Raw genomic sequence first — 275 nt, 5'->3', positions numbered from 1 at the left:
TATTTTGTAATTTTATAATAGGGATCCCCATATAAAAATAAAAGTCCTCACAATGAAGTGAAGACCCTTGTTTTTTATCATCCGCCAGTATGGCCGTGAGCATATTGTACAATTTTTTCCTCACTAAGCGCTTTCTGTGTATCAGTTGCATGGCTAGAATTCAAAATAAATGTGAATGCAGCTGTAATCCCGATTAAGCTAAAAATTACTTTTCTCATTTTAAAGCCTCCTTCTCAAAGTTTTTTTCTTCGGCTTGATGGCTAAGGTAAAAATAA

General features: G+C 33.8%; 1 protein-coding gene. It reads right to left on the bottom strand.

Annotation, left to right across the window (positions count from 1 at the left end):
• Nucleotides 1-77: 77 nt before the first annotated feature.
• On the bottom strand, nucleotides 78-218 hold the full coding sequence (locus KVT11_RS19825; RefSeq protein WP_001233271.1) for a hypothetical protein: 141 nt from the start codon (nucleotides 216-218) through the stop codon (nucleotides 78-80).
• Between the last annotated feature and the right edge of the window lie 57 nt (nucleotides 219-275).

Source organism: Bacillus sp. GbtcB10, assembly GCF_019091365.1.
Lineage (GTDB): Bacteria > Bacillota > Bacilli > Bacillales > Bacillaceae > Bacillus > Bacillus altitudinis.
The sequence above is the reverse complement of the archived record's forward strand: the minus strand, read 5'-3'. Positions and strand labels throughout refer to the sequence as shown.